Genomic DNA, 23333 nt, shown 5'->3' on the forward strand with positions numbered 1-23333 from the left:
CGCAAAACGGCCGACAGCGCCGGTCAACTCCGCAGCCGCCGCTTGCAACAGCCCGGCTGGCAACCAGGCTGAACGCAGTACTCGGTAGCAGGGCTGCGCACTGGTCCGTGGGAGCGTCACGGTGCTGGGTTTCAACGCCGTCGCGGTTGGCGCAGGTAACGGACCATTCGGCGATGACCGGCCCGGCTTCGGCGGGGAATTGACGACGACATAGGGCGCCAGGTCAGCATGCCGATTGCGCCGCGGGTGCACTGGTGGAAGCTGGAGGCGAGCGGAGCCGCTGTTGTCGATGTTGATGGAGACGTCACCAGCGCGTGGAATGAGATCTCCGCTGGTAAGGGAGAACCCAGCGCCGAAGGGCAGACGGTTCCGCGGATCGTCATGTCGGGCGCGGTCGTCGTCATGCTGCTCCTCACGCCCCGTGTGATCCGCCTTCGTCTCACTTCGTGGACAGTGGGGTGGCTGGCCACCTTGCTGGGCTCCATCGCCGTGATGGCCCTGGTGGGTCTGACGGCACGCCTCACCGTTACGGATGGCCGGCCGACGCGCGTTGATGAGCTGGAATCCTGACTCGGTACGGACCGCGTGAAGAGCCTGCTCGATCAGCTCGTCCACGTCTTGATCTGAGCGGCGACCTCCCGTACCGGAAGACCGTCCCGGGCGGCGCAGGCCAGCGGGAGAACAGTGTTCAGGCCAGGGCCCACCGGCATCCCGCATGCCGACAGGTAAGCCGCGGTCACCGTGGCCGCGAACAGCAGATTCCGCATCTCCAGGCTCGGGTTTCTCGCCAGCTCGCACAGCAGCGCCGCAGCCTTGTGATGAGGTTCGGGGTAGACCTCGTGGTCAAGGATCTCCGCCCGGTGTCGTGCTTCCGCCGCTACGGGGACGCCGTAGTCGACGACCTGGGGGTCTCCCGGAATCTGCTGCGCCACTGCCAGGATCCACGCGAGGTCGATCCGAAGGTTCACGCGGCGTCCCTCGGTGCCGTCTCCGTCGGGGCGTCCGGGAGACCGGGGTACCGGTCCTCACCGACTTCCGCATCGAACACGTCCGTGTACGCGGCCAGGAACGATGCGGCGCCGGCCATGAAGGCCGCGCGGGACTGATTCACGTCCGCCTCGATCAGGTCGGCCACGTACCCCTGCAAGCTCAGGCCCCGGCGCTTGGCCCGTTCCTCGGCGGCTGCTTTGACCTCTTCATCCAGGCGGATGTTCGTCTGCTTTCCCATACCAGCACTCTAGCTATGTGCCGGTACCAGCGCATAGCAAATGGAACGTCTGTCCGGGCCCGGAGCGGTGGCGAGATCATTCCGGGGGCAAGGGGGACGGCCGCGTCGGAGGGGCAACATGATCGACCTCGAAGAGCGCGTGAACCGCGTGTGCAATCCGGACCCGCGTCCCCTCGTCAGCGAGGCGTACCGTTGCTACGTCTCCGGCTCGGCCCGCGGCGCGGCCGTCCTGACCCGGACAGCTGTCCGCGCCGACCTCATCGCCAAGGCCCAGATCCTCCGTGAAGTTGGCGAGAGCCACGCGAAGGACCTGGTTGCCGATGTGAAGAGTGCGCAGGGCAGTGCGGAGTCCGAAGCAATTCCGATCATGCTCGCCCGGAGAAGACTCTGCTCGACACGTCGGAGAAGCTCGAGCTGATCGACTTCACCCAGCGCAGCAGCTGGGAGCGGATCCGCGACGACCGCCACCTGTGTGCACATCCGTCCATCCGGCCTCTCGGCGAGCTCTACGAGCCGACGATGGTGTACGCCCGCGCCCACCTCGTGGCCGCGCTGGAGGCCGTTCTCATCCATCCTCCGAGCCAAGGCCGCAAGATCGTCGGCAGCTTCCTCAGGCAGGTCGTAGACCCAATGGTACGGCCAGGCGCCGGCCGCGCGGCGCCTCCTCCCATTCCCCCGCTCACCTTGTGGCTTCAGAGGTGATTCTCGGTACGGCTCGTGACGCAGCTGAAGCTGTTGGCCTCGTTGGCATTACCATGGCCGTTGTATTTCGGCCAGCTGGGGTACCGGCACAGTGGACGTGATTGGACGGTGGTGGAGTTGCCGTTGTAAGCGATCGGGTGGTTTGGGGCAGTGCCCTTTGTCACCCAGGAGTCGAGTGCGGAGACTGAGTCCCAAGCCAGATTGAAGACGCCTTCACCGTGGCCGTAGCCCGGTACGGTGTAATAGCGCATGAACTGCTGAGTTTTCTTGCCATAACGCGCGGCGACCGATTTGTAGTACGCATTGGTGGCGTTGGGTGGGGTGAGCATGTCGGCATTGCCCTGAACCAGGATCAGCTTGCCGCCGTGTGTGACGAACTGGTCCATGTCGGGGTTGTTCCGGTCGTACTCGGTACCGATTGAATGGATCCGGTCCTTGTACTGCCTGTAGTCAAGAGACAGGTCCAGAGCAGGTGGCGGTGTTTTCCGCTGCTGGTACCAGTAGTTGAATGCCGGCATGGTCAAGCCGTTGAAGATTGTTTCCGTGCCTTTGCCTGTCGTGTCCAGCCAGTACGGGCTCAACTTGCCGCCGGCCAGGATCGGGTAACCGCCGAGGGTCGTTGTCCCGTTCGGGAACGGGAAGTCGAACTTGTACGGCTTCTGGCCGGACTTGAGCGTGGCGATCTGCACGTCGGAAAGACAGGTGTCGCCGGTGTCTCGACCACCGGGGCAGCGCAGTGCCGTGAACGTGAACGCCTTCTCACATGCCGACACGTTGGAAATGACGCCATCGGCGGCTTTGTCGAGCGTGTCGCAGGCGGCGAAGAGCGCTTTCCCGAACAGTTGCTGCTTAGCAGGATCAAGGTAGGCGCCCGGCGTGCCGTAGGCCACTTGCTGCAGATGATACGCAGACCACAGAAGCGCCTGCTGGGAAGCCGGGAAATAGGCGATGATGCCGTTGTAGTCGTCGCTGTACCGCTCTGCGGCGGTCAGGGCTTCCTGGCCGCCCTTGGACCCGCCGGCGAAGTACTGGTACCTCGGTGAATGGCGGTAGTACTGCTCGGTGATCGCGACCGCTGTGTCGCGGGTGCGTTTGACGGCCTCGCCGGAGTAGTTCGAAAACGCGGTTGGGTTCAGTGCGAACGAGCTGGGCGGGTTGGGCCCGACCGACGCGCCACCGTCGCTGCCGAAGGTGACGTATCCAAGATCGAGAGGAGCGGCCTGCCCCGGGGCGGTCCCCCATCCGAATATGCCCATCCCGGTGACCACGGTCCCGTCGAAGCCGCCACCGCCGAACTGCAGCGTTCGACGGTTCCAGTCGGTCGGGAGATTGACTTCGAAGTTCACTGGCGGTGCCGATGGATCAACGCTGGTGACATGCCCCTTCACGAGGCAGAATTCGGAAGCGCCCGATGCGGGGTCGGCCGCCTTGAGCGTGGCCGAGGTAACGACGGCACCCCGGGTCGGCAGCCCGATCTTCGCCGCAGGAATCGTGGCCCCAGACAACGCTGGACACGCGGCTGCGGCGTCGCTCACCACCACACCGCCACCATCGCCGCCACCGTCAACCACGCTCGAAATCGCCCAAGCCGGCTGGCTGAGCATCGACATGGCAAGCAGTGCGGCCGAACCCACCGCGAGTGGAACTTTCAGCCGCCCGCGATACCGGAATGGATGACGGTGCGCATGCGTCTCAGTCGAGGCTGAGTATTCATCAATTCGCATCCAGCGTATGCCTCTCAGTGTCGTGTGTCTGGACAAGTCACGCCGGTCAAGGCATGACGAATCGGTCCCCCTCCCAGGCCAGGGAAGTCGCGACTGCCTACGCCGTGCTCAGTGGCGGCCGGCTTCGCTCAGACAGTTACGACGATCTTGCCGAGCGGGTGCCTGCGGGCGTAGTCGACTGCCGCTTCGACGCCGTCGTCGAGTGAGTATCGGCGGGCGATCGGGGTGGAGAGTCGGCCTGCGGTTGCGGCCTCGGCGACGGCCCGTGCGCCGTTGGTCTCATCGCCCGTCTGCATCACGAAGGCCAGTTCCACGTCGTCGCGTTCCAGTTGCCGGGGCTCCGGCGGGGGGAAGATGATCGAGATCAGTCGGCCGCCCGGGCGCAGGCTGTGTGCCGCCGCAGGCAGGCCGTCGGCAAAGAGCGCGAGGTTGAGGACGACGTCGACGCCGCTGGGGTAGTCGTCGTAGCCGACCGTGTGGCGGGCGCCGAGGCTGCGCAGCAGTTCGGCGGCCTCGGCCGTGCGGGCGGTGGCCGTGATCTCGGCGCCGGCTGCGGCCAGTTGCGGGATCAGGGTCAGACCGACCGCGCCGGTGGCGCCGATGACGAGGACGGACTCGCCGGGGCGGACTTTCGCGGTGTCCATGATGGTCAGTGTGGTGCCGCCGGCGATCATCAGGGACGCGGCCTGCTCGGCGCCGAGGGCTGCGGGGCGGTGGTCCAGTGCAGGCGTGTCCGCCTCGAAGACCGCGTAGTCGGCGAGGGCACCGGTGCTCAGCGACGGTCGTACAGGGTCGGCGGCGAGGCTCAACTGGCGGGGCAGGGCCAGGCCGAAGATCTCGTCGCCCGCACGGAAGCGGGTGACGTCCGGTCCGGCTTCGGTGACGGTGCCCGCGAACTCATTGCCGAGCGTGTAGGGGAACTGCAGGTCGACCAGGTCGCGAAAGGCGCCGGTGACGACGCGTATGTCGGTGGGGTTGATCGTCGAGGCGGCGATCTTCACCAGGATCTGGCCGGGGCCGGGGCGTGGGACGGCGAGCTCGGCGATCGTGAGGTGTTCGGGATCTCCGTAGCCGGTCGCGACGAGTGCCCGCATGGTGTCGGTTGTCATGGGTTCACCATATGGAGCATCTTGTGAGCAGTCGATGCTCGAACTACTCACTTTCTTGCTCGTTTGCGTCATCTAATATGGACTCATGGATCTCGTTGCGGATGTGTTGGAGGTATCCGGGGTGCGGGGCACGATCGGCGCACGGATCGAGGCGGGCGGGAGCTGGTCGATCCCGTTTACGGGGTGCACTCCGGCGGTCCTGCACGTGATTACCGCCGGCAGCGCCTGGCTCGGGTTCGAACACTTGTCACCGCAGTATCTGGAGCTGGCGGTGGGCGACGTGGTGCTCATGCCGGACGGGCCGCCGCACACGCTTGGCAGCGCGCCACGGACAAGCACTCCAATAGGCGATCCGGTGATGGCGGCCCGGGCGCTCGAGACGGGTGAGGTGATTCGCCTCGGGTCACAGCCCCCCCGCACCCGCATCCTGACCATCAGCTACGACTGCGACCACACCGTGCAGACCCAGATCCTCGGCGCGCTCCCGGAGGTGATGCACATCCGCGGGAACCAGGGCGAGGCCGGTTTCGACGACACCGTCCGGATGATCGGGCGAGAACTGAGTCGTCCACTGCTAGCGGGGAGAGCGGTGCTGAACAGCCTGGTCGACGTCCTGCTCGTGCAACTCATGCGCGCCTGGTTGCCTACCCAGTCCGGACAACGTGGCACCTGGCTCGGAGTACTCGAAGACCCCCTCGTGCGCAGCGCGATGGAACACCTGCACGCTGAGCCCGCACAGCCATGGACCACCGCAACGCTGGCTTCCGCTCTCGGCGTCTCCCGGGCGACCCTGTCCCGCCGGTTCTCCGCAGCCATCGGACAGAGCCCGGCCACCTACCTGACACAGTGGCGTATGGACCTGGCAGCAGTTCGCCTACGCAAGACCCAAGACCCGGTCGAGTCCATCGCCGCAGCGATCGGCTATCAATCGGTACCCGCCTTCCATAGGGCTTTCGCCCGTTCCCACGGTGTGACACCTGGGCGATACCGCGCCGAGCAACGCGAGGAAAGTTATTGAAAACGCTCTTTCAGCCTGCTGGACCGGGTACGAGCCCAGACCGAAACCGGTCTACTCGCACTGATCGGCTCCTGGGGCTCGGGAAAGTCCAGCGTCCTGGGCAAGGGGATGTGTCAACTCAACGGCCCTGGCTCACTGTTGCTGTACGGAAGCGTGAGCCCGGCGATTACAGAGTTCGTATTGCTCGGCCTTGAGGTTGTCGGGCCTGGTCAGCAGCATCCGGGCGAGCCGGCGCGGGGAGATATGGCTACGGCCGGCGTCCGCACGGCCTTGGTTGATGTACTTGTGCAGGAGGTTCAGGCATCCCGTGAAGCCGAGAACAGGGACGCCGGGATCCGCGACCCGACGTTTGCGCAGGTGCTCGCGGTAGGAAGCGACCAGGCTGGCACGGTACTTGGGGACGCGGAGCATCCGCTCGGGCCGGTCGGCGCGCGCGTAGCGGTTGACGGTGTTCAGGGCCAGCTGCAGGCGGCGGGCGCATTTGAGCATGGCCCCCTGGTCAAGCAGGTGATGCACGTGGTGCCAGCGTTCGAGGCTGGTTCGGGCTCGGGGCCCGTCGTAGATCGGCGCGTCGAGTGCGGTGCCCCAGCAGGTGCTGTGTGCCTTCACCTCGCTCAGGGCGGCTTCGCATAGGTTCTTCCACACATGCAGCGATCGCCGACCTGCACAGCGTCAGGCAGAGCGTGGCGGAAGGCCTCGGCGTAGGTCGCTGAGTCGGCACGTCGATCCGCTCGTGGGTCTGGGCGTCGATGATCACGATGGCGTAGCGGTGACGTCGGCGCAGCGCGAAGTCGTCGACGCCGATCACGCGGGGCACCCGCCCGACGGACAGCGGAATCCGCAGCAGGGCGCGCAGAGCCGTGTGACGCGACAGACTCACCGCGAGTATCGCCGGCAGGCGTGCCTCGGTCCGGCCTGCCAACTCCTTGACCACAGCCTTGACTTGCTTGGTCAGAGGGGTCGTACGCCGCTGGTATCGGTCCAGCACGCCAGGCACCTGCTCGCGGAAGGTATGCCGACAGCCGTGCGCGGGGCACACCAGGCGCCGCTCCCGCACACGGACTACCACCCGACGCTCGTCGACCGGCACAGCGGCCACCGTCCGCCAGTGATACCCGTGCACGCGTCCGGACGAGATCCCGCACACCGGGCAGACCGCAGTGTCTTGCGGTGTCCGTGCTCGCACCAGGATCCGCTCGCCCTCATCGGCTACGTCCCTCGATGACCAGCGGCAACAGCCCCGAAAACACCGTCTGCACAGGCTCGTTGGCATCCGTCACACGGATGCCAAACAGCCTCACGACGCTGCCTCACCACCGAATGTGAGACAGGGCCGTCTTTTGGACCCTCCCGGACGAGAAGGTGCGGCGGTAGTCGGTCGGGGTGGTCCCTGTCGCGCGCCGGAAGTGGTGGCGGAAATTCGCCGGGGTTCCCAGACCGCATGCCTGGCCGATGTGGTCTATGCCGGCGTCGGTCGTCTCGAGTAGTTCGCGGGCGCGGCTGATCCGGGCGGCCGTGAGCCACTTGATCGGGCTGACCCCGAGCTGCGCGGTGAACATCCGGGCGAATGTGCGCTCGGCGACCGCAGCGTGCGCGGCCAACTCGGCGACCGTCAGCGGGGTGTCGAGGCGGCGCAGGGCCCACTCCAGGGTCGCGCTCAGCTCGGTGCGGTTCGGTGGCGCGGGCGGGCGGGTCACATACTGTGCCTGGCCGCCCTCGCGGTGTGGCGCGGCCACAATTCCGCGGGCGATCGACGTAGCCGTGGCCGCGCCACAGTCCCGTCGCAGAAGGTGCAGGCAGAGGTCGATGCCGCTGGCCACCCCGGCCGAGGTGATCAGGGAGCCGTTGTCGACGTAGAGCACGCTGGGGTCCACCTCGATGCGCGGATGCCGGCGGGCCAGCTCATCGGTGAGCAGCCAGTGGGTGGTCGCGCGCTTGCCGTCGAGCAGGCCGGTGGAGGCCAGGGCGAACGCGCCCGTGCAGATGGTGGCGATCCGCGCGCCCCGGGAGTGCGCCTCGCGGAGCGCGTCCCGCACGTCCGGGGTGGCATCCGGTGGGGTGTCCCGCTCCGAGCCCCGATAGGCCGGCACGATCACCGTGTCCGCCGTGATCACCTCGTCGAGGCCGTACGGCGCGGTGAGCGACCAGCCGTTGAGGGTCTCGACCGGCCCGGCGGACTGCCCGCACAGGATGACGTCGTAGCGGCGGTCGTGGAGGCCGAAGGTCTGGAACGGCATGCCGACCTCCATCGGCTGCACACCGTCGAGGGCGAGCACCGCGACGCGGTGGCGCCGCTGAGACGAACTGGTCACGGCGGAATCTTATCGATCAGGGGCATTCCTGCTACTCGTCGCGGCGGGGCGGGGCGCGAAGACTGAGGGCATGACAGACACACAGCCCTACCGCATCACCGTGCTCCTTTTCGACGGCGTCGAGGAACTGGACTTCACTGGCCCGTGGGAGACGCTCCGGATCTGGCAGACGGTGACGACCCGTCCGGTGAGCGTGCGTACGGCCAGCCTTGACGGGGCGCCCGTACGCTGCGCGCTGGGGTTGACGGTCACCCCGGACGGCGGGATCGACGACGAGCCGCGGCCCGACCTCATCGTGCACCCCGGCGGCGCGGGCATCGACACGCTCTACGCCGACCAGCCCCATCTGGCCCGAATGCGAGCCCTCGCCGAGCACGGCACGATCATGACCTCGGTCTGCAACGGCGCGACGGTCTACGCCGCCGCCGGGCTGCTCGACGGCCGGGCCGCCACCTCCCACTGGCTCGTGCTTGACGAGTTGGCCGGGCAGCACCCGAAGGTCGAGGTCGTCCGCGACCGGCGCTGGGTGGACGCCGGCCCGGTGGTGACCAGCGCGGGCATCACCGCCGGCATCGACATGGCACTGCACCTGATCGACCGGCTGGAGAACACCGACATGGCCCGGGCAGTGGCCGGCATGCTCGAGCACCCATGGGACCCACGGGTGGACCTCGTCGCGGCGACCAGCCCGGAGAACCGCCACCACACGCTCACCAATATCGTCCCGCTGATGCAAGCGGCCCGCAGGGCCGATTGATCGGCCTCAGAGGGCGGTTCGCGGCGTGCTGTAGCCGGTCAACGCAGTCGTCCCAGCTCGCGTGTGCATCGGGTGCGGGGGCCGGACGCGGTCAGGATCCGGACTTGGACTCCTGAAACTCTCGAAGATAGTTGTAGATGCTGTAACGGCTCACTCGGAGCCCCTTGGCGGCAAGATCGATCGACTCCCGCAGAGTGAAGAAGCCGCGCTCGTCAAGTTCGCGCACAACATTCATCTTGTGGGACTTCTTCATGAGATCGACGCTGACGCCGCTCGCTGCGATGGCGTCCCGCAGGATACTTCGCGCCAGAACGTCGACGGACTCGGGAAATGTCTCCCGCGGCGCATCTTCTGGTTCTCCAACGCCCTGCTGGTGCAGCGGGAACCCGAGTGTCGCAAGGACCTCCTGGGCACGCATGATGTGGTCGATGTCGGCGTTGATGCACAGCGCTGCGACGGTGCGCCCCGTGACCGGAGCGCGGAAGAACAGACTTGACGACTTCAGCACTTGGCCTGAGGGCAGTTCTGTGCGGTAGCCGATCAAGTCGTCCGGAGGTTCACTGCCGAGTGTTTTCATGCCGAGATCGGTTGGTGGTCCGCCGAGAGAACGGCCCGTGATCGTATTCTCGATCGCGACAATGGAGTTGGGGAACTTCGTCAGATCGTGCAGCACCACCTCCGTACGCGGGGCGAGTGCCCTGGCCAGGCCCGGGACGATTTGGGAGACGACCCGGGTGACGAGCCGTGCATATTCCGTCTCCTCGTCGGTGAAGGAGACCGTTGACTTCTGTGCGGCTGCCACGAATTGTGGCTTTCCCTTCATGATCGGTGATCCTGATTCGCGGGATTCCAACGGCGTTATGGATGGCGGCGAGGGGCTTCGGACGAAGGTTGAGGCTACTTGCCGCCATCGCTGAGGGTGGAAGCGAGCAACGAGGCATCGAGGTTCCCACCCGAGACCACGCACGCCACTTTGCCATCGCCAGCCTTGCCGGTGCGGAGGGCGGCGACGGCGGCAGCGCCCGCACCTTCCGCAACGACTTTGGCAGTGAGGGCGAGTTCGCGTACCGCCTCGGCTGCCTCTTCCGGTTCGACGGTGACCACGCCGTCCAGATGAATGTGTACGAGGTCCCACATGTCGTTCGCAATGCGTGGGCTGCCGATGCCGTCGACCCAGGTCGCCGCGTAGGGCGCGTCGACCGGATGTCCTGCCGACCACGCGGCAGAGAGTGGTGCTGAGGTTGAGACCTCCACCGCGAGCACACTGACTCCTGGCATAAGCGCCTTGACCGATGCCGCGATACCGAGGCTCAGACCGCCCCCGCCGAACGGGACGAGGACCGTCTCGACGTCGGGGAAATCTCTGGCCAACTCCAGTCCGATCGTGCCGTTGCCGGCCACCACCCGTGGGTCGGCGAACGGATGCACGAGCGTACCGGGAAACGCCTCTGTCGTTCCGCTCTCCATGATCGTCCACCACTCGGCGACGGGAAGGCGGACGACCTTCGCGCCCCAGGTCGCCAGTGCTTCGACCTTGGCCGCAGGGACATGGTCGGGGACGACCGCTGTGCAGGGGATGCCGTGTTCGTGGGCAAGCCGTGCGACGGCGCGAGCCATGTTCCCGGCGCTGGGGGTGACGAGTCCGGCGGCGCGCTCTTCGGCGGTGAGCGACAGCAGCACTGCGGTTGCGCCACGGATCTTGAACGAGCCAGTGGGCAACAGGTTTTCGAGCTTCAGCCGGACTTGCCCCGCAGAGGAAGGCCACTCGACGAGCGGCGACTCGGGTACGTGGCCTGCGATGAGCCGACCCACAGCCTGGATCTCAGTCAGCGAGGGAAGGGCTCGCATCCGGCCAGTCACCGTGCGCGATCGCAATTCAGCTCAGCCGGGTTCTCCAGCGTGCGGTCCTCGCTGTAGGCGGTGACGAAGTCACCGCTGATGAAGAGATCACTGCGGTCCATGGGAGTCCTCACCGTGACAAATTCCTGTGCTTGCCGATCCGAGGGTTGCGTCCGAGATTCTTCAACATATCATCGAAGTCTTCAACAAACTTGGCAAGGATGGGCTGGTCGGCTCTTCTGCCTGCGGCTTTCCTGGCGCGCAACCTGCCACCCCGACGACGAGGAGTGACACGCTCATGGCACAGGCCGACGCCGATGAGGACCTGGCCTGGGCCGTATCCGTCGACTCCCCGATCGTGCGAGTTCACCGGTCGACGCCCCGTGGATGTCTCAGCTCGACAAGGAGCAGCCAGAGCGAGCGGGGCCCCGTCTCCCCAGCTCTCCACCAACCCCGGTCCAGGACGTCGTCGATTCCCTGGACCCCAAAGTCCTCTCCAGCGAGAGCGGCCACGAAATCACCGTCCAGGTCGACCGAGCCCCGACGGTGACGGCGGGCATGCCGGTCAGCTTCTTCGTCCAGCCCGCGAGGTTCAGTTCGGAGCCGTCACTTCTGGGAGCCAGTAGCGGCGGGTGGAGGTGTGGAAGGCGTCGACGCCGGCGGCCATGAGCGGTGTCACGACGGCCTCCAGCTCCTCGGCGCTCGGGGGTGCCCGCCCAGGCGTCGGTGTGGAAGCCGGCACTTGTTCGGCATCACCGAGCAGACCGCCATGCACTACGTCACCTCATCCGGGCCCATCCCGAAGGAGCCGCCCAAATGACGCGATGACACATGTGCCCTACCGGCTGTGGATGACATGGGAGTTGGCGTCCGTCACGGGCCGACGACATCGGCGTCGGCCCGATACGCCGCTGTGTGGGTCAGCGCCTTTACGGGCGGGACATCGCGTAGTCACGAATCCGTGAGACCCGGCCACACTCATGAGTAATGAACCACACGTACGCGAGCCGGAGCGGTTCACCGGTGCCAACACGGGTGCCGGTCCCGGTGAATTCGGCAATCAGCACGTCACCGCTGACATGTGCGCGAAGGTCATCGAAGGCGATGAACTCAGCCACCTTGGGCAACTGCGCCGTGTACTCGGCGATCGCCGCTTTGCCGACCAGTTCGCTGGGACGCCCCTCGGGTGCGAGCACGATTTCGTGGGTGGCGTCGTCCGCGTACATCTCGACGAAGGCGGCGGTGTCCGCGCGCCGCAGCGCGTCCAGCGCCGCGGTGAACCAGTCGGGGACGGGCGTGGGACTCATTTGCTTTCCAGCTGGCCGATGGTGGAGAGCTTGGCGAACGCGGCCGTCGCCGCCGCCCAGGCCGAGCCGTCGGAGGTGACGGCGTCGTGCAAGAAAGCCCAGGTCATCCGCTGGATGATGGCTACGCGCTCGGGGTCCTCGTCGGTGGTCTCGACGGTGTCGTAGCCGGTGATGCCGCCGAGCATGTGCTCGGCCCCGTAGAGGGTGAGCAGTGACTTCGGGCCGGGCGCCTGGTGGTAGCCGTCGGCGTGGTAGTCCGGTCCACGGTCGGTCAGTTCGGGGGAATCGTCCTTGTCGCCGACGATGACGAGCGTGGGCGTCGTCATCTCGTCGAACCGGGCGGTGCGCAGAGCGGTGAACTGCTTGGCCATCTCCGAGAGATGATCGTCGCCAGCGCCCGTTGCGGCCAGGAGGATGCCTGCCTTGACCCGTTCGTCGAACCCGCGGACGGTCTTGCCGTCCTCCTCCACGCTGGCGCCGAGGAGCATGCTCGCGGTCTGGCCGCCCATCGAGTGCCCGGCGACGGCGACCCGGTCGCGGTCGACGCGGCCGGCGAGTCCCGGTACGGCGGCCTCGATGAGGTCGAAGTGGTCCAGGACCGCGGTGAGGTCCTGGACGCGCGACTCCCAGAACGCGCGTGCGTCCGGTGCGGTGCGCGGCAGTCCCAGCGACTTGGAGCTGAGGTGGGTGGGCTGCACGACCACGAATCCGTGGGCTGCCCAGAAGTCCGTCAGCGGAGCGAATCCTCGGTTGGAGGAGACGTAGTTCGTGTACCCCCCACCGTGGGAGAGCAGGACGACCGGCAGTCGCTCGCCCGTGGTGGGTGCGGAAACGCGGATCTCCAACGGGACCGGGCGTCCGGGCGCCGGGAGCACGACCGGGCGCACCGACTGGAAGGGCGTGGAGGTGTTGACCGGGATGGTCCTCGCGCGGCCGAGGAGCGCGTCGGCGCCGTCCCAGAGATCGTCGCGCGTGTTGGTGTCAGTCATCTGAAGGTCCGTTCATCGCCTAAGTGGAATCGGATTCCACTTATGTCTTCGCTACTATATGGAATCCGATTCCACTTAGGCAAGAGACGCCCTATGAACAGCAACAACCCGGCAAGCGAACCGCGGACGCCCCTTCGGGCAGACGCCCGCCGCAACGTCGAGGCGCTCGTCGCGGGTGCTCGCACCGTGTTCGCCCGCGACGGAATCGACGCGCACATCAAGGACATAGCGCGGGAGGCCGGAGTCGGGGTCGCCACCCTGTACCGGCACTTTCCGAAGCGAACGGATCTCGTGCTCGCGGTGCTGCAGCACGAAGTCGACGAGTGCGTGGAGACGGCCGGGGCGCTTGCCTCGGCGCACGCCCCGGACGAAGCCCTCACCTTGTGGCTCGACCGCTACTGCGCGTTCGTCCTCACCAAGCACGGACTCGCGGCAGCGCTGCACTCGGACGACGGAACCTTCGCGGGACTCGGCCACCGACTGCTCATACAGTTGGAGCCGGCGCTCGACGCGCTCATGCGGGCGGCCCTGGACGCGGGAGCCATAGGAGACAGGGCAAGCGCGATGGACATCCTTCGCGCGGTCGCGCACCTGTGCACGCCCGGCCCCTCGGACACCGAGTACACCCGCCGCATGGTCGCACTGCTGATCACCGGCCTCCGGCACGGCCCGGAGAATCACTGACCTTTGGCATCGCCGTGTAGCCGCCGACCTGCCGGCGCGCTCAACAGCCGCGTGCTCGCGCTATGACGACCTGCACATTCGCGGAGAACCGTGCGAAGGGGGTTGGGTTCGCATGCGGGGTGTGAGTGTGCTGGGCAGCTTGTGGGCTGGGGGTATGTGGGGTTCGCTCGGTCAGTGGGGTTGAGCAGAGATCTTCAGGTTTTGTGAGGGTGGGCCGGTATCCAGGTAGGGGTGGTGGTGGCCGGCTGTCGGGGATGGGTGTGGTGTTGCGGGTGGTGGGGTCGGGTCCGCATCCGGATGCTGCGGGTGGTGAGTTGGTGGGGGAGTTGGTTGCAAAACCACCTTGAGCGCGATCGTCCCCGACGATGTCCGCGCCGCGCTCCCGCCCTCGGGTGCCAACCGCTGCCGCATGCTCCGGGGCCTGAAGTCCATCTTCGGCCTCCTCAGGGCCCGCAAGGCGATCTTCACCAACCCCGCCGCGCGGATCCTCGCCGAAGCACCCGGCGCCATCCTTCCGATGCCGCTGAACGTGAACGACATGCGCCGGGCCCTGAACTCCACCGATCCCGTGCAGGACCTGCGGTGCGCACTGAGCGCCCTCCACGGCCTGCGCTCAGGACAACTGCGCCTGCTGAAACTGACCGACATCGACGGCGCCCGCCTCATTGTCGGCGACCGCGTCATCGTGTTCGTCGCCCCGGTCCGCGAACGCCTGACCGCCTACCTCAACCACCGCACCGCCCGCCGGCCGGCGACCGCGAACCCCTGCCTGTTCACCCACCCGCTCTACGCCAACGGCACCGACCCGGTCGGACCCGCCTCGTCTACGCACGCCTGGGCCCCCACCTCCACACCCGCGACCTGCCACCGACCGACTCCTGCAAGAAGCCCTCGCCGTCGGCGATGCCAAACGCATCAGCGAGATGTTCGGCCTGACCATCGACACCGCTCAGCGCTACACGGGCATCCTGGGCCACCCCGGCTTGAACGATCCGGACCTTCACACGCCCAGATCACCGTGATCCCCGGCGGCTGCACCCCGCTCAAGACGACGCTGTCGGCGGCAAGGCGTTCGCAGCAGCGCCTGTGCCGGATGCGCCGCGGTCACCGCAAAGCATGGAGAGGCGGCTGTCCGGGGTTGTTTCCGGAGGCTGGTGATGCGAGGAGCCCGCCACCGTGGTGCGGTGACGGGCTCCGGCAGACGGATGGATGTGATGTCCGCCCGGCTGCGGGCCGGGCACTTGGCTGGTTGGCAGCCGGGCGGTGGGCCGACTCGCCGTAGGGCCGTCGGGGTCTGGCGCCGTCCGTCTCGGCGGCAGTAGAAGCGTGCTTCAAATCACGAAGAAAACGGTAAGTTTTCTTACCGCTGCTTGACCTGTCGACTCAGAGTGATCGGTACGCTGCTTTCACAGTGCGACGGCCGAGTCTTGGAGCATATTCATGAGTATGACGCCTCTCGACATTCAGGTACTTCCGCCCGAAGCGAACTCAGACGAAACCTTGATGACCGAGATCACCGACTTGGTCAACCGGGTGTACGCCAGCGCGGAGGCCGGCATCTGGCTACCCGGTACCCCGCGCACGACCGTGGAGGAAATCGCCAAGTACACCGGGAAGGGACAGATTGTCGTAGCGCGGTGTGATGGGCGAGTGGTCGGGTCCATACATCTTGCCATCCTGGATGCGGACACGGCCGAGACTGGCATGCTGGTGTCCCACCCGGAGATGCGCAATCAAGGCATCGGCCGACGGATTCGGCAGTTTGTTTTTGATTTCCTCAAATCGCATGGAATTTCTTCACTCCAGATCGAGTTGCTGACTCCCAGGGATTTGAGGGTCGAATCCAAGGACTTCATGGCGTCATGGAATGAGCGGGACGGATACAAAATTGTCGGTCGGGGTTCCCTCGAGGACAAGTATCCGCATCTTGCTCCACTCCTTGCGGTGCCCTGTGATTTTATTCTTTACAAGAAAGAATTGCGTCAGTGAAGCGGTAATCGTAATGGTCCACGTTGAGCCCACCGCTCCCTCTCCCGAACGCTGCAGTCCAACGTGAATCGCCGGCAATGGTCAAACCGGTGACTACACTCGACGGGATCTTCCGGATGATCGAGGGAAGCCTTGAAAGCCGCGCGCCCTTCGGCGGACGCACATAGCTGTTCCGGGACTGCTCCTCGGGGCACGTGGAAAACAGGCCGGAATATAGAGTTGTCGCCCACACGCTGGTTGTATTGAGCCGCAACGTTGTTCACGCGGCTGATGGGTGGCTGGCCGCCGAGTGCTGTGTGGCAGCGGTGGTGGTTGTAGGTGTGCAGAACGTCCGCCGGCGCTTCGGTGCGTTCGGTGTTGCTGGTGTAGGGCCGCAGGTAGGCCCACTCGTCGAGCAGGGTGCGGTTGCAGCGTTCGACCTTGCCGTTGGTCTGCGGCCGGTGGGCGCGGGTGAGCTTGCCTGTCGACCCGAGGTCGGCCAGCGCCTGCTGCCAAGAAGCTCTTACGTCGAGCGTGACTCCGGCCCCGGACAGGGCCTCTCGAATGTCCCTGCGGTAGGGGCGGTAGTGGGCGGGTGGTCGCTACCTGGATCACTCGTCGGTGGTCCGTGCCGGAGTCCGGGTCTGATGCGCCGCCCAGTTCGCGAGGCGTCTGATCTTCTCCTCGGAGGGTGTTCCCGGTTGGGCGGTGTAGACGGTCAGCGCATGGCCGGTCCGGGTCGACACGGGCAGTTCGAGGTGCTGGTGGACGAGTTCCACGGTGCCGACGTCCGGGTGGTGGAAGCTCTTGACGCCGTGGTGATGGGTCCGCACGTGATGGGCGGCCCAGAAAGTGCGGAACTCGGCGCTGACGGTACACAGTTCACCCACCAGAGCACGCAACCCGCTGTCGTGGGGGGAGCGGGCGGCTTCGGCGCGTAGCAGGGCGACGGTGGTGGTGGCCGCCGCGTCCCAGTCGGCGTAGAACCGTTGTGACGCCTCGTCGAGGAAGGTGTAGCGGGCGATGTTCAGGCGGTTGTCCGCCGTGACGGTGTGGCTCCGGAGCATGGGTGCGAAGAGGACGCGGCTGAGCGCGTTGGTGGCGACGACGTTCTGGCAGCCGTCCGTCGCTACCGCCGCGGACAGGGTGATGGTGTCGAGCAACCACTGGAGTGAGGGCGGCACCTCGGTGACCCTGCGCCGACGGGTGCCCCTGGAGGGGCGCGCCGCGGCCGCCAGGTCGAAGAGGTAGGTGCGTTCGTCCTCGGTCAGCCGCAGGGTGCGGGCGACCGCGTCGAGGACCTCCTCGGAGACACCGCTGATGTTGCCCTTCTCCAGGCGCGTGTACCACTCGGTGCTCACTCCGGCCAGCACCGCGACCTCGCCCCGACGCAGGCCCGGGACCCGGCGCCGGCCGCTGCCCGGCAGTCCGACCTGCTCTGGGGTGAGCCGGGCGCGACGGCTGATGAGGAAGTCACGGATGTCGCCGCGATTGTCGGGGCTGTGGGTCATGCCTCTCACGTTAACGCCGTGGTCGCGATCGTAGGGGGTCGAGCTGATACCCCCCATGAACGCAGTCTCCCCCGTCCGCGGCCAAGTGCGTTGTGCTGGAGCCCGCACGGCAGGGGACACGGCTCGAACGAGCCGGTCCGACCCTCTCACCGGGACCTGCCCTGCCCTGTCCGGGGTGGGCACGGCGGGCGGCCTTATTCACCGCCACCCGCCGTGCCCACCGGGCGGCACCAACCGACCGACTCACGCACCACTTCAGGAGACATCGTGCGAGCAACCGTCATGCATGCGGCCGGCGACATCCGCATCGAGGACGTCCCGGACTCCCGGATCAAGGAACCCACTGACGCGCTGGTCCGTATCACCGCTTCCGGCGTCTGCGGGAGCGACCTGCATGCCTACGGCGGGATGCCCGCCGCGTACGGTCCGGCCCGGATGGGCCACGAATTCATCGGTGTCGTCGAGGCCACCGGCTCCGAGGTGACCTCCGTGAAGGCGGGCGACCTGGTCGTCTCGCCCTGGGTCATCGCCGACGGAACCTGCGCGTTCTGCCAGGAGGGCATGCACCTCGCCTGTGCGCACGCTTCCTACTGGGACATGGTGCCGGACGAGGGCGCGCAGGCCGAGGCCATCCGCGTGCCCTTCGCCGACGGCATGCTCGTCAAACTGCCCGTCGCCGCCGACTCCGCGCTCATCCCGTCCCTGCTGACCCTCGCCGACGTCCTGGGCACGGGGCATCACGCGGCGGTGTCCGGCGGCGTCGACGCCCGCACCCGGGTCACCGTCATCGGTGACGGCGCGGTCGGTCTCATGGCCGTCCTCGCCGCCAAGCGGCTCGGCGCCGAGCAGATCATCCTCATGGGCCGCCACAAGGCGCGTACCGACCTCGGCCGGGAATTCGGCGCCACGGACGTCGTGGCAGGGCGCGGTGAGGAGGGAATCGCCGAGGTACGTGAACTCACCGGCGGCCAGGGCACCCACGTCGTCATCGAAGCGGTCGGCCACAAGCCGGCCTATGAGCAGGCCGTGGGTGTGGTGCGTGGGGGCGGCGTCATCAGCCGCGTCGGCCTCCCGCAGTACGAGGAGGCGCCCATCGGACTGGGCAGCCTCTTCATCCGGAACATCCGTCTGACCGGCGGTGCCGCGCCCGTTCGCGCGTACATGGAGGAACTCCTGCCGGACATCCTCGACGGGGTCATCCAGCCCGGCAAGGTCTTCGACCGGACCGTCGGCCTCGACGGTGTCGCCGACGGTTACCGCGACATGGCCGAGCGCTCCGCTCTCAAGGTCCTGATCAAGCCCTGACCGCGCGCGTCACGCATCGGACGGCCGCAGTCCCCCCAGCCGCTGGTGCGGACGGCCGCAGTCCCCACCAGCCGCTGGTGGCGGATTCGCGGTCCCGGTCACTTCAGGGGCGAGGCCGGGGTGGGGGTCACCTTGGGGACGACGGAATCCTGCGCGATCAGCAGGCCGTGGACGACCGGACCGATCTCGTTTCCCACCGGTCGTGCAGGGCTGATGCAAGTTCCGGAGGCGTGCGGTCGGTCGGGGAGGACCGGTTGGGGCGGATAGCAGAGCAGGCACGGGCTTCGTAATCATCGTGGTGCCCAAGCCCGTTGATCATGAGGCGGCCCGTGCCTGCCGCATTATCTTCCCCCGTCCCCGCCGTCCTCCGCTGCGATACGCCGTCGGGCAGGACGCCATCGACGCCATCCGCGGAGGCCTCCAGCCGGCCCCGCCGCGAACGCGGATCGGGCACCGAACCGAAATAGGGACGCAGGTCAGCGACCCGGGCCGCGTCCAACGGACCCGGCTTCAGCAGGGCAGATCCCAGGCATATGGAAATGGGGACCCCCGACATCTGTGCGCGTTCGTCGCCCGGCTCGACCGCGCGACAGTTGGGTGGGCGCCCCGTCAATTCCGAAAGAAGCAAACCATGCAGTTCAACATCCAAGTCATATCCCCGAAGATCCGGCGAGTCACCTTTGCGAACGGGCCCGTGAACGTCGTTGGCGCCGACACTATCGCCGAACTTTCCGACGTCATCGACGTCCTCAGCACCGATACTCAGGTCCAAGTTGTCATTTTTGACAGCGCAACCCCCGGGTACTTCTACAACCACGCCGACCTCAGCCAGTTCGACGAGTTGCTCTCCCAGCACACGACCGACGGCACCCCGTTGTTCATCGACGTAGCGACACGGCTGGCATCCGCGCCGTTCGTCAGCATCGCCTCGATTCGCGGCCGTACTCGCGGCGGAGGTGACGACCTCACCCTCGCTTTCGACTTGCGCTACGCCAGCCGCGAGCAAGCGATCTTCTCCCAGCCTGAGGTCGGCACCGGTCTTCTCCCTGGCGGAGGCGCGGGCGACCGGTTGCCATCGCTTGTCGGCCGCGACCGCGCCCTCGAAATTCTGCTCACCAGCGCCGACTACGACGCGGCTACCGCTGAGCGTTTCGGCTGGGTCACCCGAGCTCTGCCGGATGCCGATCTCGATCGGTTCGTCGAATCGACTGCCGCACGCGTCGCGGCGTTCGACGCCGATGCCGTACGTGGCGTCAAATCGATCGTGAACCGCGCCAGCCTCCCCCCGCAGGGCAACATTCGCGACTCCTGGGCCGCGTTCACCACCTCTGCTACCTGGCCCGGCTTCCGAGCCCGAGGCGCCGTCTTCGCCAACATCTTCGCCGAGATCGGCGTCGAGGAAGTCGAGCGAAACCTGGGACATTACCTGGCACAAACCGTCTGACCCTCCGCCAGAAAGTGCAGGTGCGAGGTGAAAAGAGCCTCACGCCTGCGCGCGACGCGCGGTGCTTCAAGGACGTGCTCTACCTCATCGAGGCGGAGCGAGAATAACGTCGGCCCTCGCGGCGAAGAAGTCGAAGCAATGAGCCTTCGCCGCCAAAGATGCAAGGCGTGGGCGTTCTCAGCCGTTGGGCGTGATGAGGTCGAACGCGTGGTCGGGGTGTGACCTGTAGTGATCGACTGCGGCGGCCTGGTTGCGCTGGCCGACGAGGTGGGCGAGGCCGATCGCGAGGTTGCGGAAGGTGGCCATCACGCGGAGTGCGCTGCAGGGTGGTTGCAAGTTCCGGGGGGCGTGCGGCTGGTCGGGTTGTGACCGGTTGGGGTGCATAACAGGGCGGGCACGGGCTTCGTGATCATTGTGGTGTCTAAGCCCGATGATCACGAGGTAGCCCGGGCCTGCCGCTGTATCTTCTCCCATTCCCGCCGTGTTGGTGAAGCTGGGCCCGCTGGATGCGGGGTCGCTGACCTGCGCCCCTCCTTCGACTCGGTGCCCGACCCGCGCTCTCGGCGGGGCCGGTGGTACTCGCTGACCGCGATCCTGCTGGTGTGTGCCTGCGGGGCCGTCTCGGGAGCGAGGAGCATCGACGAACTCGCCGAGTGGGGCCAGCGTTCCTCGAACACACTCCTGACGGTGATCGGGATCCGCCGCCACCTGCTCAGAAGGCGGCGCACTCTGTCGCCTGCCACGATCGGCCGTGTGCTGAGGGCTGTTGACGGTGACGCTCTGGACCGGGTGGTGGGCCCCTACCTGGCCGACCGGCACCGCACCGCCACCGAGCCCGCCCCGTCGCCGTCGCCCTCCGCGTCCGGGCGGCCCCGCGCGATCGCTGTCGACGGCTAAGCACTCAGGGGATCAGCCCGTCTCCCCGCGACGCGCCGGCATCTGCTCTCCGCGGTTACCCACGGCACCGTCGTAACCCTCGCGCAGGTGGCGCGAAGACGGACCGCCGGTGCGGTGGTCGTAGGAGGGGCCGAACCACAGCATGGCGTCTGCCACGGTGACGCCGGACGGATCGGTGGCCGTGACCTGGGCGCTGAACTTGGTGACGGCGGTGGGGCCGACCAGGATGTTCTTGCCCTTGTTGACCACGACCTCGGTGATGACCGGTCCGCCGTCGGCGTGCGCCGGAAGCGGCGGAGGTGGTCCCGACCATCGCCGCAGCACTTATACGGATGTGAGTCCACATCAGAACAGGGGGCCGGTACGGCAATGCACTGCTCGGCCGGCCTGTGGTGGTTTCGTAGCGGGCGCCGATGTAGGACGGGGTGCTCTCGGGGGCGCCAGCGGTGACCGTGTCCAAGGTTCGAGTGCCGAAGGGGTCGTAGGCCCAGCGCTGGTAAAGGATGCCGGTGTTGTTGGTGACGTCGACTGGGGAGCCCTGGGTGTCGTGGTGGTAGTGGATGGATGCGCCTGAGCCGGTTTTGGTGCTTGACGGTTGGCCGAGAGGGTCGTAGCGGTAGGACTGCTTGATCGCCCAGTCGCCGTCCTATTCGGTGGCCAGGATCGGCAGCGGGGCGTTGGGGCCCCACTGGGTGCGGTTGGTGACCGTTCCGGCCTGGATGGTGGCGACCTGGTTTCCGCTGGCGTCGTGGTCGTAGGTGTAGCGGGTGGCGGCGACGGTGGCCGGCGGCCGGCGGCCGGAAGGCATCCGTGCCAAAGGCATCGCGCCCGGCATCACGCTCGCCGAGATGATCCACGACTGGGACATCGCGCACCATGGCGCGGTGTCTTCCTGTCGCGAACGGTGCTCGGCGGGGCCCTGTCGCCTGCTCAGCGGCCGGTGCCGAGGAACTTCTGCAGCTCCCGAACGTAGTGTTCAGGGCCTTCGAGGGGGACCGAAGTCGCCGACCTGAAGGCCGTGCTGTGCGAGAAGGGATGCCGTCGACGTTGCCACGGAGAAGGCGTTGGACGCCGCGGACCTCAAGCTCACTCAGGTCTCCTACGAGGAGAACGTCAAGACGGCCTGAACAAAGTGGTGTTGAAGGAGGCTGAGGCCTTCGTCGTGTACAGGACCGGCGTAAAAGCGGCAGGTGACACGGTCGTTCTGCTGAAAACGCTCCTAACGCCGAAGCGGGCAAGGCGTGCGTCGCACCGGTGCCGTTCGGCGAGGGTCGGCACGTCCTGGCCGTGGCCGATTTTCTCAAGCTTTGACGGTCAGCCCGCATGCTCGGTCGGGCACCGTCTGGACGCTGCTTACGGCTGGATGCTCTTTGCGGCGGACAGTACACGCGCGGCTTCGCGTACGGCGCTGGTGTTGATCTTGCCTTGGCGGGAGCCGGCGAGTTTGGCCTTGATGTGGTCGCGGACGACGATGGGCTCGTAGGCGAGTCCGTCGGCCGCGTCGAGGTGGCTGGGCAGGGTGGAGATGACGGCGTCGATGTTGCCGTCGTGGAAGAACGCGACGGAGCGGCGGCGCTGGATGGTGCCGTCGATGACCGGGGGCTTCACGCGGTGCAGGGTGGACATCCAGCGGTCGTTGGTCAGCCGGGCGGTCAGGTCGCCGAGGTTGACCAAGAGGGCCCCGTCGGCGGGGGAGACGTCGTGCCACAGGCCGTCGCTGTCGAGGACCTGCAGTCCGGCGACCTGGTCCGCCCACAGGACGGTCACAATGCCGAAGTCGGTGTGCTCGCCCATGCCGATCAGGTCGCCGGCGAGGGAGACGGGGCCTTCCGGCAGGGCGTAGTTGTTCAGCCGCAGCACGTCCACGGAGTGGTCGGTGAGGCGGACGAAGAAGTCGCCGGGCACCCCGAGTGCGTCTGCGAAGGCCGTGGTGAGGGTGCGGGCGACGCGGGCAGCCTCGGTGAAGTACGCCTCGACCTTGGGGCGAAAGGCTTCGGCGTCGGGCCAGAGGTTGAGGCCGTAGTCTTCCTCCGAGAGGTCGAGGTGCGGGAAGGAGCGGGCCTCTGTGCCGATGTTGAACGCCTCGAAGAAGTCGTTCATGCGGGTGGCCGGCTCGACGCCCAGGCTCAGGCTGAGCGACTCGCTCTTGGGCGGGCTGTAGCCCCGGTTGGCCCTTTGCACCTGGTACTCCTTCTTCGTTTCCAGTGGCAGGGCGAAGAAGGAGTCGACGGCGTGGGTCAGGCCGTCGAGGATCTCGTGCGGGATCCGGTGGCCGAGGATCTGTACGAAACCGACAGTGGTGCAGGCATCGTCAAGCTGCCGGGCGACCTCGGCCTTCTCCTCCCGGGTGCCATCGGCGGTGTAGGCGCTGATGTCGACGACCGGGACTGAGAATGCGCGGGTCTCGGCGGTGTGCTCTGTCATGAGTGTCTCCAACTGGTCGGATAAGAGGAGGGACGGGACAGGTCGGGGCGGAGGCGGGGAGCGTCTAACCCTATCGCCAAATATTCTTGAGAGTAATTATTTCTTCTTCTCAGTT

The 23333-nt window shown here is 66.8% G+C and carries 24 protein-coding genes and 4 pseudogenes; 11 read left to right on the forward strand and 17 right to left on the reverse strand.

All coding sequences use genetic code 11. The annotated features are described in order from the left end of the window. Window positions 1–228: 228 nt before the first annotated feature. Window positions 229–570 carry a hypothetical protein gene (locus M2163_RS04110; protein WP_280854445.1) on the forward strand — a complete coding sequence of 114 codons (342 nt, stop codon included), beginning with the start codon at window positions 229–231 and terminating at the stop codon, window positions 568–570. A gap of 32 nt (window positions 571–602) precedes the next feature. On the opposite strand, the gene M2163_RS04115 is transcribed toward M2163_RS04110, so the two are convergent. Both M2163_RS04115 and M2163_RS04120 read right to left on the reverse strand, forming a co-directional pair. Beyond that, complete coding sequence (locus tag M2163_RS04115; protein ID WP_280854443.1) at window positions 603–968, reverse strand: hypothetical protein; 366 nt, start codon at window positions 966–968, stop codon at window positions 603–605. Beyond that, the gene (locus tag M2163_RS04120; RefSeq protein ID WP_280854442.1) at window positions 965–1228 is read right to left on the reverse strand and encodes a hypothetical protein; all 264 of its coding nucleotides are present in this window, start codon (window positions 1226–1228) and stop codon (window positions 965–967) included. The genes M2163_RS04115 and M2163_RS04120 overlap by 4 nt, the downstream gene beginning before the upstream one ends. Before the next feature lie 118 nt (window positions 1229–1346). Between M2163_RS04120 and M2163_RS04125 the strand changes: the two genes are divergently transcribed. Further along, entirely contained in the window at window positions 1347–1646 is a 300-nt protein-coding gene (locus tag M2163_RS04125) for a hypothetical protein (protein WP_280854441.1), read from the forward strand. Between the two features lie 274 nt (window positions 1647–1920). On the opposite strand, the gene M2163_RS04130 is transcribed toward M2163_RS04125, so the two are convergent. Then, window positions 1921–3540: a tannase/feruloyl esterase family alpha/beta hydrolase gene (locus M2163_RS04130; protein ID WP_280854440.1), complete on the reverse strand. Its 1620-nt coding sequence runs from the start codon at window positions 3538–3540 to the stop codon at window positions 1921–1923. 242 nt (window positions 3541–3782) lie between these two features. Further along, on the reverse strand, window positions 3783–4763 hold the full coding sequence (locus tag M2163_RS04135) for an NADP-dependent oxidoreductase (protein WP_280854439.1): 981 nt from the start codon (window positions 4761–4763) through the stop codon (window positions 3783–3785). 85 nt (window positions 4764–4848) lie between these two features. Here M2163_RS04135 and M2163_RS04140 point away from each other — a divergent pair, with 85 nt between their 5' ends. Further along, window positions 4849–5781: an AraC family transcriptional regulator gene (locus M2163_RS04140; RefSeq protein ID WP_280854438.1), complete on the forward strand. Its 933-nt coding sequence runs from the start codon at window positions 4849–4851 to the stop codon at window positions 5779–5781. A 186-nt stretch (window positions 5782–5967) separates the two neighbouring features. Here M2163_RS04140 and M2163_RS04145 read toward each other — a convergent pair. Together M2163_RS04145 and M2163_RS04150 are read right to left on the reverse strand one after the other, a co-directional pair. Further along, a pseudogene (locus M2163_RS04145) lies at window positions 5968–7067 on the reverse strand (transposase family protein); the annotation flags it as partial. A 24-nt stretch (window positions 7068–7091) separates the two neighbouring features. Beyond that, entirely contained in the window at window positions 7092–8093 is a 1002-nt protein-coding gene (locus M2163_RS04150) for a DJ-1/PfpI family protein (RefSeq protein WP_280854437.1), read from the reverse strand. Window positions 8094–8163: 70 nt separating this feature from the next. On the opposite strand from M2163_RS04150, the gene M2163_RS04155 reads away from it, so the two are divergent. Continuing rightward, complete coding sequence (locus M2163_RS04155; protein ID WP_280854436.1) at window positions 8164–8850, forward strand: DJ-1/PfpI family protein; 687 nt, start codon at window positions 8164–8166, stop codon at window positions 8848–8850. A gap of 91 nt (window positions 8851–8941) precedes the next feature. Here the strand turns inward: M2163_RS04155 and M2163_RS04160 are convergent, their stop codons facing one another. The 5 genes and pseudogenes from M2163_RS04160 to M2163_RS04180 all read right to left on the reverse strand — a co-directional run bounded on the left by M2163_RS04160 (window position 8942) and on the right by M2163_RS04180 (window position 12985). Next, complete coding sequence (locus tag M2163_RS04160) at window positions 8942–9673, reverse strand: PAS domain-containing protein (RefSeq protein ID WP_280854435.1); 732 nt, start codon at window positions 9671–9673, stop codon at window positions 8942–8944. A 74-nt stretch (window positions 9674–9747) separates the two neighbouring features. Then, window positions 9748–10662, reverse strand: a complete 915-nt coding sequence (locus M2163_RS04165) for a pyridoxal-phosphate dependent enzyme (protein ID WP_280854434.1) — start codon at window positions 10660–10662, stop codon at window positions 9748–9750. Between the two features lie 480 nt (window positions 10663–11142). Beyond that, window positions 11143–11392: pseudogene (locus tag M2163_RS04170) on the reverse strand (12-oxophytodienoate reductase); the annotation flags it as partial. A 226-nt stretch (window positions 11393–11618) separates the two neighbouring features. Further along, window positions 11619–11996, reverse strand: a complete 378-nt coding sequence (locus M2163_RS04175; protein ID WP_280893098.1) for a nuclear transport factor 2 family protein — start codon at window positions 11994–11996, stop codon at window positions 11619–11621. Next, window positions 11993–12985, reverse strand: coding sequence for an alpha/beta fold hydrolase (locus tag M2163_RS04180; protein ID WP_280893099.1), 993 nt, complete (start codon window positions 12983–12985; stop codon window positions 11993–11995). Before M2163_RS04180 ends, M2163_RS04175 begins: the two co-directional genes overlap by 4 nt. Before the next feature lie 93 nt (window positions 12986–13078). On the opposite strand from M2163_RS04180, the gene M2163_RS04185 reads away from it, so the two are divergent. The 3 genes from M2163_RS04185 to M2163_RS04195 all read left to right on the forward strand — a co-directional run bounded on the left by M2163_RS04185 (window position 13079) and on the right by M2163_RS04195 (window position 15658). Continuing rightward, complete coding sequence (locus M2163_RS04185; protein ID WP_280854431.1) at window positions 13079–13669, forward strand: TetR/AcrR family transcriptional regulator; 591 nt, start codon at window positions 13079–13081, stop codon at window positions 13667–13669. A gap of 343 nt (window positions 13670–14012) precedes the next feature. Next, a complete protein-coding gene (locus M2163_RS04190) occupies window positions 14013–14951 on the forward strand; it encodes a hypothetical protein (RefSeq protein ID WP_280854430.1) in 939 nt (312 codons plus the stop codon). A 164-nt stretch (window positions 14952–15115) separates the two neighbouring features. Further along, window positions 15116–15658 (forward strand): GNAT family N-acetyltransferase, encoded by a 543-nt coding sequence (locus M2163_RS04195; RefSeq protein ID WP_280854429.1) that lies wholly within the window; start codon window positions 15116–15118, stop codon window positions 15656–15658. Window positions 15659–15894: 236 nt separating this feature from the next. On the opposite strand, the pseudogene M2163_RS04200 reads toward M2163_RS04195, so the two are convergent. Together M2163_RS04200 and M2163_RS04205 are read right to left on the reverse strand one after the other, a co-directional pair. After that, window positions 15895–16116, reverse strand: a pseudogene (locus tag M2163_RS04200) (integrase core domain-containing protein); the annotation flags it as partial. Window positions 16117–16248: 132 nt separating this feature from the next. Further along, window positions 16249–17148: a helix-turn-helix transcriptional regulator gene (locus M2163_RS04205; RefSeq protein WP_280854428.1), complete on the reverse strand. Its 900-nt coding sequence runs from the start codon at window positions 17146–17148 to the stop codon at window positions 16249–16251. A 267-nt stretch (window positions 17149–17415) separates the two neighbouring features. Here M2163_RS04205 and M2163_RS04210 point away from each other — a divergent pair, with 267 nt between their 5' ends. Both M2163_RS04210 and M2163_RS04215 read left to right on the forward strand, forming a co-directional pair. After that, a complete protein-coding gene (locus M2163_RS04210; protein ID WP_280854427.1) occupies window positions 17416–18453 on the forward strand; it encodes an alcohol dehydrogenase catalytic domain-containing protein in 1038 nt (345 codons plus the stop codon). Between the two features lie 631 nt (window positions 18454–19084). After that, window positions 19085–19897, forward strand: a complete 813-nt coding sequence (locus tag M2163_RS04215) for an enoyl-CoA hydratase/isomerase family protein (protein ID WP_280854426.1) — start codon at window positions 19085–19087, stop codon at window positions 19895–19897. Between the two features lie 177 nt (window positions 19898–20074). Here the strand turns inward: M2163_RS04215 and M2163_RS04220 are convergent, their stop codons facing one another. Next, window positions 20075–20203, reverse strand: a complete 129-nt coding sequence (locus M2163_RS04220) for a hypothetical protein (protein ID WP_280854425.1) — start codon at window positions 20201–20203, stop codon at window positions 20075–20077. A 237-nt stretch (window positions 20204–20440) separates the two neighbouring features. Between M2163_RS04220 and M2163_RS04225 the strand changes: the two genes are divergently transcribed. After that, a complete protein-coding gene (locus tag M2163_RS04225) occupies window positions 20441–20794 on the forward strand; it encodes a transposase family protein (protein WP_280854424.1) in 354 nt (117 codons plus the stop codon). A gap of 12 nt (window positions 20795–20806) precedes the next feature. Here the strand turns inward: M2163_RS04225 and M2163_RS04230 are convergent, their stop codons facing one another. Further along, window positions 20807–21118, reverse strand: coding sequence for a hypothetical protein (locus tag M2163_RS04230; protein WP_280854423.1), 312 nt, complete (start codon window positions 21116–21118; stop codon window positions 20807–20809). A 322-nt stretch (window positions 21119–21440) separates the two neighbouring features. After that, the gene (locus M2163_RS04235; RefSeq protein WP_280854422.1) at window positions 21441–21662 is read right to left on the reverse strand and encodes a hypothetical protein; all 222 of its coding nucleotides are present in this window, start codon (window positions 21660–21662) and stop codon (window positions 21441–21443) included. Window positions 21663–21800: 138 nt separating this feature from the next. Here M2163_RS04235 and M2163_RS04240 point away from each other — a divergent pair. Further along, window positions 21801–22105: pseudogene (locus tag M2163_RS04240) on the forward strand (molybdate-binding protein); the annotation flags it as partial. Window positions 22106–22147: 42 nt separating this feature from the next. Here the strand turns inward: M2163_RS04240 and M2163_RS04245 are convergent. Continuing rightward, the gene (locus M2163_RS04245) at window positions 22148–23218 is read right to left on the reverse strand and encodes a 2-oxoglutarate and iron-dependent oxygenase domain-containing protein (RefSeq protein WP_280854421.1); all 1071 of its coding nucleotides are present in this window, start codon (window positions 23216–23218) and stop codon (window positions 22148–22150) included. Window positions 23219–23333 lie beyond the last annotated feature (115 nt).

The sequence above is a fragment of the Streptomyces sp. SAI-135 genome (assembly GCF_029893805.1).
Classification (GTDB): Bacteria; Actinomycetota; Actinomycetes; order Streptomycetales; family Streptomycetaceae; genus Streptomyces.

Coding starts and splice junctions, on each gene's coding strand:
- M2163_RS04110 (WP_280854445.1), top strand. CDS start 229: ATGCCGATTGCGCCGCGGGTGCACTGGTGGAAGCTGGAGGCGAGCGGA.
- M2163_RS04120 (WP_280854442.1), bottom strand. CDS start 1,228: ATGGGAAAGCAGACGAACATCCGCCTGGATGAAGAGGTCAAAGCAGCC.
- M2163_RS04125 (WP_280854441.1), top strand. CDS start 1,347: ATGATCGACCTCGAAGAGCGCGTGAACCGCGTGTGCAATCCGGACCCG.
- M2163_RS04130 (WP_280854440.1), bottom strand. CDS start 3,540: ATGTCGATGCTCAGCCAGCCGGCTTGGGCGATTTCGAGCGTGGTTGAC.
- M2163_RS04135 (WP_280854439.1), bottom strand. CDS start 4,763: ATGACAACCGACACCATGCGGGCACTCGTCGCGACCGGCTACGGAGAT.
- M2163_RS04140 (WP_280854438.1), top strand. CDS start 4,849: ATGGATCTCGTTGCGGATGTGTTGGAGGTATCCGGGGTGCGGGGCACG.
- M2163_RS04155 (WP_280854436.1), top strand. CDS start 8,164: ATGACAGACACACAGCCCTACCGCATCACCGTGCTCCTTTTCGACGGC.
- M2163_RS04160 (WP_280854435.1), bottom strand. CDS start 9,673: ATGAAGGGAAAGCCACAATTCGTGGCAGCCGCACAGAAGTCAACGGTC.
- M2163_RS04175 (WP_280893098.1), bottom strand. CDS start 11,996: ATGAGTCCCACGCCCGTCCCCGACTGGTTCACCGCGGCGCTGGACGCG.
- M2163_RS04180 (WP_280893099.1), bottom strand. CDS start 12,985: ATGACTGACACCAACACGCGCGACGATCTCTGGGACGGCGCCGACGCG.
- M2163_RS04185 (WP_280854431.1), top strand. CDS start 13,079: ATGAACAGCAACAACCCGGCAAGCGAACCGCGGACGCCCCTTCGGGCA.
- M2163_RS04195 (WP_280854429.1), top strand. CDS start 15,116: ATGACGCCTCTCGACATTCAGGTACTTCCGCCCGAAGCGAACTCAGAC.
- M2163_RS04205 (WP_280854428.1), bottom strand. CDS start 17,148: ATGACCCACAGCCCCGACAATCGCGGCGACATCCGTGACTTCCTCATC.
- M2163_RS04215 (WP_280854426.1), top strand. CDS start 19,085: ATGCAGTTCAACATCCAAGTCATATCCCCGAAGATCCGGCGAGTCACC.
- M2163_RS04220 (WP_280854425.1), bottom strand. CDS start 20,203: ATGGCCACCTTCCGCAACCTCGCGATCGGCCTCGCCCACCTCGTCGGC.
- M2163_RS04235 (WP_280854422.1), bottom strand. CDS start 21,662: ATGTCCCAGTCGTGGATCATCTCGGCGAGCGTGATGCCGGGCGCGATG.
- M2163_RS04245 (WP_280854421.1), bottom strand. CDS start 23,218: ATGACAGAGCACACCGCCGAGACCCGCGCATTCTCAGTCCCGGTCGTC.